This window comes from Stenotrophomonas sp. 05L44_2 (assembly GCF_056665995.1).
Genome location: NZ_JBFTNR010000120.1, coordinates 1 through 7,528 on the forward strand (window position 1 = coordinate 1; position 7,528 = coordinate 7,528).

The 7,528-nt window shown below is 66.8% G+C and carries 8 protein-coding genes; 2 read left to right on the forward strand and 6 right to left on the reverse strand.

Translation table 11 applies throughout. From position 1 onward, the window contains the following. Together AC1VAN_RS06185 and AC1VAN_RS06190 are read left to right on the forward strand one after the other, a co-directional pair. Nucleotides 1–281: diacylglycerol kinase catalytic domain-containing protein (locus AC1VAN_RS06185; RefSeq protein WP_480985467.1), on the forward strand; the 281-nt coding region annotated here is incomplete at its 5' end. Between the two features lie 46 nt (nucleotides 282–327). Beyond that, nucleotides 328–1,272 (forward strand): 5'-nucleotidase, encoded by a 945-nt coding sequence (locus tag AC1VAN_RS06190; protein ID WP_033831508.1) that lies wholly within the window; start codon nucleotides 328–330, stop codon nucleotides 1,270–1,272. A 242-nt stretch (nucleotides 1,273–1,514) separates the two neighbouring features. Here AC1VAN_RS06190 and AC1VAN_RS06195 read toward each other — a convergent pair whose 3' ends face one another. The 6 genes from AC1VAN_RS06195 to nbaC all read right to left on the reverse strand — a co-directional run. Next, complete coding sequence (locus AC1VAN_RS06195; protein ID WP_282280546.1) at nucleotides 1,515–2,066, reverse strand: DUF2939 domain-containing protein; 552 nt, start codon at nucleotides 2,064–2,066, stop codon at nucleotides 1,515–1,517. A gap of 73 nt (nucleotides 2,067–2,139) precedes the next feature. Further along, nucleotides 2,140–2,826, reverse strand: coding sequence for a DUF2461 domain-containing protein (locus AC1VAN_RS06200; protein WP_025876858.1), 687 nt, complete (start codon nucleotides 2,824–2,826; stop codon nucleotides 2,140–2,142). Continuing rightward, nucleotides 2,823–4,262, reverse strand: a complete 1,440-nt coding sequence (gene sbcB, locus AC1VAN_RS06205) for an exodeoxyribonuclease I (protein WP_033831506.1) — start codon at nucleotides 4,260–4,262, stop codon at nucleotides 2,823–2,825. The genes AC1VAN_RS06200 and sbcB overlap by 4 nt, the downstream gene beginning before the upstream one ends. After that, nucleotides 4,262–5,629 (reverse strand): FAD-dependent oxidoreductase, encoded by a 1,368-nt coding sequence (locus AC1VAN_RS06210; RefSeq protein WP_442251935.1) that lies wholly within the window; start codon nucleotides 5,627–5,629, stop codon nucleotides 4,262–4,264. The genes sbcB and AC1VAN_RS06210 overlap by 1 nt, the downstream gene beginning before the upstream one ends. A gap of 29 nt (nucleotides 5,630–5,658) precedes the next feature. Further along, complete coding sequence (kynU, locus tag AC1VAN_RS06215; RefSeq protein ID WP_059064610.1) at nucleotides 5,659–6,933, reverse strand: kynureninase; 1,275 nt, start codon at nucleotides 6,931–6,933, stop codon at nucleotides 5,659–5,661. Nucleotides 6,934–7,100: 167 nt separating this feature from the next. Further along, nucleotides 7,101–7,528 (reverse strand): 3-hydroxyanthranilate 3,4-dioxygenase (nbaC, locus tag AC1VAN_RS06220; RefSeq protein WP_480985468.1); only part of this gene is annotated, 428 nt, incomplete at its 5' end.

Below are 7,528 nucleotides of genomic sequence, written 5' to 3' on the forward strand. Positions count from 1 at the left end.
GGCCGGTACTGCCGTTGGGCTCGCACACCATCGCCCTGACGCCGCTGGCCCCGTATCGCCCGCGGCGCTGGCGCGGCGCCATCCTCAAGGCCGACACCGAAGTGCGCTTCCGCGTGCTCGATCCCTACAAGCGTCCGGTCAGCGTCACTGCCGATTCGCACGAGACCCGCGATGTGGTCGAAGTGACGATCCGTGAGTCGCGCGAGCACCGGGTGACCCTGCTGTTCGACCCGGAGCACAACCTCGAAGACCGGATCCTGAGCGAACAGTTCGTTTTTTGACGACAATAGGCGGCCGGCACTGCCGACCGCTTGAAGGACCCCACCGATGGGCGACAACTCCCCCCGTTTGCTGACCGTCGCGGTGACCTCGCGTGCGCTGTTCGACCTGGAAGAAAGCCATGCGCTGTTCGAAAGCGATGGCGTGGCCGCCTATGCCGAGTACCAGCGCCAGCACGAGGACGACATCCTCGGTCCGGGCGTGGCCTTCCCGGTGGTGCGCAAGCTGCTGGCGCTGAACCAGGGCGCCAGTCCCGAGAACCCGCGCGTGGAAGTGATCCTGCTGTCACGCAACTCGGCCGATACCGGCCTGCGCATCTTCAATTCCATCCAGCACTACGGGCTGGGCATCATCCGCGCGACCTTCACCGCCGGTGAGCCGACCTGGCCGTACGTGAAGCCGTTCGGCACCGACCTGTTCCTGTCGGCCAATCCGGAATCGGTGCGCAGCGCGCTTCGCCATGGCATCGCCGCGGCGACCATCCTGCCCAAGCCGCCGGGTGAGACCGCTGCCGCTGCCGCCGACCAGATCGACATCACCCGCCCGGCCGGGCAGCTGCGCATCGCCTTCGATGGTGATGCGGTGATCTTCGGGGACGAGAGCGAGCGCATTTCGCGCGAGCAGGGCGTGGAAGCCTTTGGCCGGCACGAACGCGAGCGTGCACGCGAGCCACTCAGTGGCGGTCCATTCCGCGGTTTCCTCTCTGCGCTGCACACGCTGCAGGAAGTGTTCCCGGCCGGCGACAGCGCGCCCATCCGCACGGCGCTGGTGACCGCACGTTCTGCACCGGCGCATGAGCGGGTGATCCGCACCCTGCGCGAATGGGGCGTGCGCCTGGACGAGGCGCTGTTCCTAGGGGGGCGGCACAAGGGCCCGTTCCTGCAGGCGTTCGGTGCCGATATCTTCTTTGACGATTCGCAGCACAACATCGACAGTGCGCGTGAACACGTAGCCGCCGGCCACGTGCCGCATGGTGTCGCCAACGAAGGGTGATGCTTGCCCCGGTAGTTGCCAACCTTGGTTGGCACTTCTTTGTATCGGCGCCCACCAAGGTGGGCATCTACCAGAGCAGCGCCCACCAAGGTGGGCATCTACCAGAGCAGCGCCCACCAAGGTGGGCATCTACCAGAGCAGCGCCCACCAAGGTGGGCATCTACCAGAGCGCCATGTCTCGGTAGTTGCCAACCTAGGTTGGCAGTCGTTTGTATCAGTGTCCTCAAAGGTGGGCATACCGCTTACGGAGTGCCTGACATCCCCAGCTGCAGGTCCACCACCTTCCAGCGCAGGCCCTGCGGTTCCAGCACTACCTTCAACGGTGGCTGGCCGGGGCCGCGATCGACGTCGACCACGAAGCGGTCCAGGGCTTCGAAGTGGTGTTCGGCGTTCTTCAGCGGTCGCGCCGGCTCGGTTGCACCCAAAGCCTCGCCGCCCTGCAGTTCGTTGCGGCCGCGCTTCCACAGGACGTGGCCCTGCAACATCGCGCCGATGCCGGTGGGCGTGACCATCGTGTCCACCGCGGCGCCACCCAACTGATCACCCAGCCCGTACAGCAGGGCACCGAAGGGACTGGCAGCCACCTCGGGGCCGGCCTGGCGCACCAGGTAGTCATTGAGCTGGGCGCGCAGGCTGGTACGCACGCGTGGGAAATCCACGTAGCGCTCCAGACGGGCGGTGTCCCGTTGTTCGATGGCCTTGGACAGGCCATGCACGGTCAGGTAGGGGCCGCCGAACCACCAGGCGGCCACCACAGCGATCAGCAGAACGAGGATGCCAATGAGCTTCTTCATGGTGCACAGCCTGCCGCAAGTACGGTTGCCGGTGGTGAACGGCGGGTGATCCCAGCGATGCCACCGGCGCCGGTCAGAACTCCAGATCCAGTGCAGCGCACAGGTAGTCCACGAACGGGCCGAGCGCCGCCAGATCCTTGCCGAGCGTGGACAGCAGGCGCGGGCCGGTCATCGTGGCATCGTCCAGCGAACGCCACATCACCCAGTTGCGGTGCTTGAGGTCATCGATGAACTCGAAGTCGGCCGGGAAGCCGCGCGGTGGGCGCACCAGCTTCTCGGTTTCCTCGAAGTCGAAACGCCTGCGCAGCGCCGGTGCGTGCGCAGCCGCCTTCCAGCTGCCCGGGTTGTCGAGGATGAAGTGGCGGACGCGGCGCTGGGTTTCCGGTTCGGGATGCCACAGCCCGGCACCGACGAAGCTCTCGCCCGGCTGCAGGTGCACGTAGAACGAGGGTGCGGCCACTTCACGGCGGCGCTCATGGAACAGGCGCGCACCCTGCCAGGTCTTGTACGGCGATTTATCGTTGGAGAACCGCGCGTCGCGGTGGATGCGGAACAACGAGCCGCCCACACCACGCGTGTCTGCGCGGAAGTGTCCGCTGACCTCGGCCAGGGCCGGCTGCAGGTCGCCCAGCAGGCGCAGGAACGGCTGCCGCACGTGGTCTTCGTACTGCTGGCGATGGTCGTTGAACCAGGTCTTGTCGTTGTGCAGCGCCAGGCTGCGCAGGAACTTGAAACTGGCATCGGAGAAATAGGTGCTCACAGGTCCTCCTGCAGGTGCTGGCCCCAGTCACGCAGCGATTGCAGCAGCGCGGCGCGCCGGGCATCGTCGGGCGCCTCGGCTGCCAGCGCGTCGAGCTGCTGCTGGAACTGGGCCAGGTTGAGTTCGCCCATGCCTTCCTCGCCGAAAAGGCGCTGGCGGCGATAGGCTTTCCAGCGCTCGCGTTCTTCCGGCGCGAGGCTGTCGGGATGATTGCGGGCGCGATAGCGGAACAGCAGTTCCGGCAGGCGCGGATCGCGGAAGCGGCCTTCCAGTGCGGCCAGCTGCTCGGCGGGCGTGGTCCGTGCCAGTGCCAGCAGCGGCTTGTCGCCGGCGCCGAGGAAGCCGTCGTACAGCGATGCATCCACATCGGAAACGCTCGCCGCGCGCGGCTGGTTGTAGACCTGGCGCGCCTTCTCGGCCAACTGCGGCGCGAACGCGCGCAGGCGTTCGGCCTTGGCTTCGATCGCCGCCACGTCCAGCCCGAGTCGTGCGTGGTCATCAGCGCGCAGGTGGTTCCAGGCCACCAGCGCCGGCACCTTGTTCAGGTGCACTTCCTTCAACGGCACCCGGGCCACGCCTTCGGGCAGTTCGCTGGCGCGCAGGTACAGGCGCTGGGCGATCACTTCGGCGGGCAGTTCCAGCAGGTCATCGATGTCGCCGTCGAGATCGAACACGATCACCCGGTTGTTGATGGTCGGATGTACCGCCAGCGGCAACACCGGTGCCGCGCACAGGCGGCTGGCCGGGTAGCGCATCGAGATATGCAGCACCGGCTTCAATGCAGTGATGTCGAGCAGGCTGCCGACGAAACGCTTGTCGCGCAGCTTCAGCGCGTAGTCCCACAGGCGCGGCTGCGACTGCTTGAACAGGCGCGCCATGCCGATCGTCGCGCGCACGTCCGACAGCGCTTCGTGGGCATCGCCCTCGCGCACGCCGTTGGCCTCGGCCAGATGCTCCAGCTTGAACGAGGTGGCGCCGTCCTCGCGCTTGGGCCAGTGGATGCCGTCCGGGCGGATGGCGTGCATCAGACGCAGCATGTCCAGCAGGTCCCAGCGCGAGTTGCCGTTGCGCCACTCGCGTTCGTACGGGTCGTGGAAGTTGCGGAACAGGCCGTAGCGGATGAACTCGTCGTCGAAGCGCAGGGTGTTGTAGCCCAGTGCGCAGGTACCGGGACGCGAGAGCTGCTCGTTGATCCGATCGAACGCCTCGGCTTCGCTGATGCCTTCAGCCAGCGCCTGCTGCGGAGTGATGCCGGTGACCATCGTCGCCATCGGCGAGGGCAGCAGATCATCGGCCGGGCGAACGAAGAAGCTGACCGGCGTGTCGATCTCATTGAGGTCGCTGTCGGTACGGATTGCCGCGTACTGGGAGATACGGGTACGACGTGGATCCTGGCCGAAGGTTTCCAGGTCGTAGAACAGGAAGCTGTCGGCCATCAGTGCGCACCCTCCAGCACCGGCAGCTGCGCATGGATCTGCGCTTCCAGTGCGTTCCAGTCGATGTTGTCCAGGGTGTCGTGGCCTGCGGTGGCGGCGATCAGCATCGCGCGCTGGAGGTCGGTGCGGCGCAGTGCCTCGGCATAGGGCGTGTGCAGGAACGTCACCATCGTGTAGTGCGGGACGAAACGCGTGGGCCAGCGCCGCTGCAGTTCCTGTTCCAGCTCACGCTGCAGCAGGAAGGCCGGATCGGCCACCCTGTCACGCATCTCCAGATAGTTTTCCAGCGCCATTTGCTGGATCGCACGCGCGTTCGGCTTGCGCTCGGCCTCGAATGCGGCGAACGCACTCTGCAGGTCGTCCGCCTCCATCAGATGGCGGGCCAGCGCCACGCAGTCCTCGAACGCGCAGTTCATGCCCTGGCCGTGGAACGGCACCATCGCATGCGCGGCGTCACCGATCAGCACGGCACGTGCCTGCTGGTGCCAGCGTTGCAGGGTGAGGGTGCCGAGCAGGCCGGGCGGATGCTGCTCCCAGTCTGCACGCAGGTTGGGAATCAGCGGCAGGGTATCGGCGAACTCGCGCGCGAACAGCGCTTCGGCCTGGGCGCCGGTGGTGACCGTGGCGAAGCTAGGATCGCCATCGTTGGGCAGGAACAGGGTGACGGTGAAGGTGCCCTCGTGGTTGGGCAGGGCGATGCACATGTAGTGGCCACGCGGCCAGATATGCAGGGCATTGCGCTCGATGCGGAAGCCGCCATCGTCGCTCGGCGGAATCTCCAGTTCCTTGTAGGAATGGTCGAGGAAGGCAATGTCCTCGCCCAGCGGTTCGCGCCGGTTCATCGCCGCACGCAGCGCCGAGCCGGCGCCATCGGCACCTACCAGCGTATCGAAGCGGATATCGTGCGGGCTGTCGTCACGATCATCGATGAAGCGTGCGTAGCCGGCATCGAAATCGACGGTGTGCAGGCGGCGGTGGAAATGCACGGTGGCGCCGGCCTGCTCGGCCAGTTCCAGCAGCGTGGTATTCAGGTCGCTGCGATGGATCGACCAGATCACTTCGCTGTCGTCGCGACCATAACGCTGCAGCTGCGGCTCGCCCTCGCGCGGATGCACCATGCGCCCGCGCATCATCACCGCACGCGCCATCACTTCGTCTTCCACGCCGGCCTGGCGCAACGCGTTGCGCCCGCGCTCGGCCAGGGCCAGGTTGATCGAACGGCCGCTTTCGTAATCGGCGATGCGCGGATCGCCACGGCGTTCGTACAGGGTGATGCGCCATCCCTGCCGTGACAGCAGGATGGCCAGCAGGGATCCGGCCAGGCCGGCGCCGGCAATGCTCAGCGAGCGGGATGCATGTGCGATCAACGAACTGTCCAGCAGTAGGGGAGGGCGGCTTACAGGCCAGCCCAGGCTTCCACTTCCTCGACGAAGTGGTGCACGTCGAGATAGCGGTTGTAGAGCGGGGTGGGCGAGATGCGGATGACGTCCGGTTCGCGCCAGTCACCCAGCACGCCGATGGCGCGCAGGTGTTCGAACAGGGCGCGTCCGCGCTCGCGGCCGCCGATCACCCGCAGCGACAGCTGGCAGCCGCGGCGCTCCGGCTCGGCCGGGGTGACGATTTCCAGCACCTGCGGCAGGCGCGCGCGTACAAGTGCGTCGAGCATGCCGGTCAGTGCCAGCGACTTGCTGCGCAGCGATTCCATGCCAGCGCGTTCGAACAGGTCCAGCGATGCCCGCAGCGGTGCCAGGCCGAGGATCGGCGGGTTGCTCAGCTGCCAGCCCTCGGCACCGACCGCCGGCGTGAACTGCGGTGCCATCTGGAAGCGGGTGGCTTCGTCGTGGCCCCACCAGCCGGCAAAGCGCGGCAGCGTGGTGTCGCGATGATGGCGCTCGTGCACGAAGGCACCGGCCACTGCGCCGGGGCCGCTGTTGAGGTACTTGTAGTGGCACCACACGGCAAAATCCGGCGCGATGTCATGCAGGCGCAGCGGCAGGTTGCCGACCGAGTGCGCCAGGTCGAAGCCGATGCGTGCGCCCTGCAGGCGTGCGGCGCGGGTGATCGCATCGAGGTCGAAGGCCTGGCCGCTGCGGTATTGCACGCCGGGCCACAGCACCAGCGCCAGGCGCGGACCGTGCGCGGCGATCGCGCGTTCGATGGCGGCCATCGAGATCGTGCCGTTGGCTTCATCCGGCTGCACTTCCACCAGGCAGTCGGCCGGGTCGAAGCCATGGAAACGGATCTGTGCCTCCACTGCATGGCGGTCGGTCGGGAACGCACCGGCTTCCATCAGGATCACCGGGCGTTCGGCCGTTGGCCGGTAGAAGCTGACCATCATCAGGTGCAGGTTCACGCTCAGCGTGTTCATTGCCACCACTTCGCTGGGCAGCGCGCCGACCACGCGGGCCAGCTGTGCGCTGACCAGGCGGTGGTATGACAGCCATTGGGTCGGCCCGGTGAAGTGGCCTTCCACCGCCAGTTCGCCCCACTGCTTCATCACTTCCTGCACTGCAGCCTGTGCGCCGCGCGGCTGCAGGCCCAACGAGTTGCCGACGAAGTAGGTCTGCTCACCGCCACCGTGGCGCGGAATCAGGAATTCCTGCCGCAACGGCCGCAGCGGATCGGCGGCATCAAGGGCAATGGCGTGGGTGCGGCTGAGCAGGTCGGACATGGTCGGGCAACAGGCTGCAACGGGGTTGCCAGTGTAGCGCCTGGGGCATCACCCGGTAGCTGCGCACCCAGCGCCAGCGCCGCTTGATCCGGTAGTGGCCAACCTTGGTTGGCGCACGTGCGAACAAGCGCCCACCAAGGTGGGCATCTACCGGGGGCGGAGCGCCGTCAGGCCGCCACTGGCGCCGGCAACGGATCCACGTGGCCGCACGCGCTGCAGGTGCGCAGTTCCAGGCTGGCCTGGTAGTGCGCGAACACCTTCGGCAGGTCGGTCTCGATGTTCTGCAGCGTGAAGTACTCTTCGTACAGCTTGTGGTTGCAGCGCTCGCAATGCCAGATCACGCCATCGCGTTCATGCGGCAAGCGCTTGCGCTCGACCACCAGGCCGATGCCACCGGGCGGGCGCCGCGGTGAGTGCGGCACCTTGCCCGGCAGCAGGAAGATTTCGCCGGCACGGATCGGGATATCGCGCACCGCGCCATCCTCCTGCACCTTCAGCACCATCTCGCCTTCCAGCTGGTAGAACCACTCCGGGCCTTCGTCATAGTGGAAATCGGTGCGGCTGTTCGGCCCGCCGACCACCATCACGATGAAAT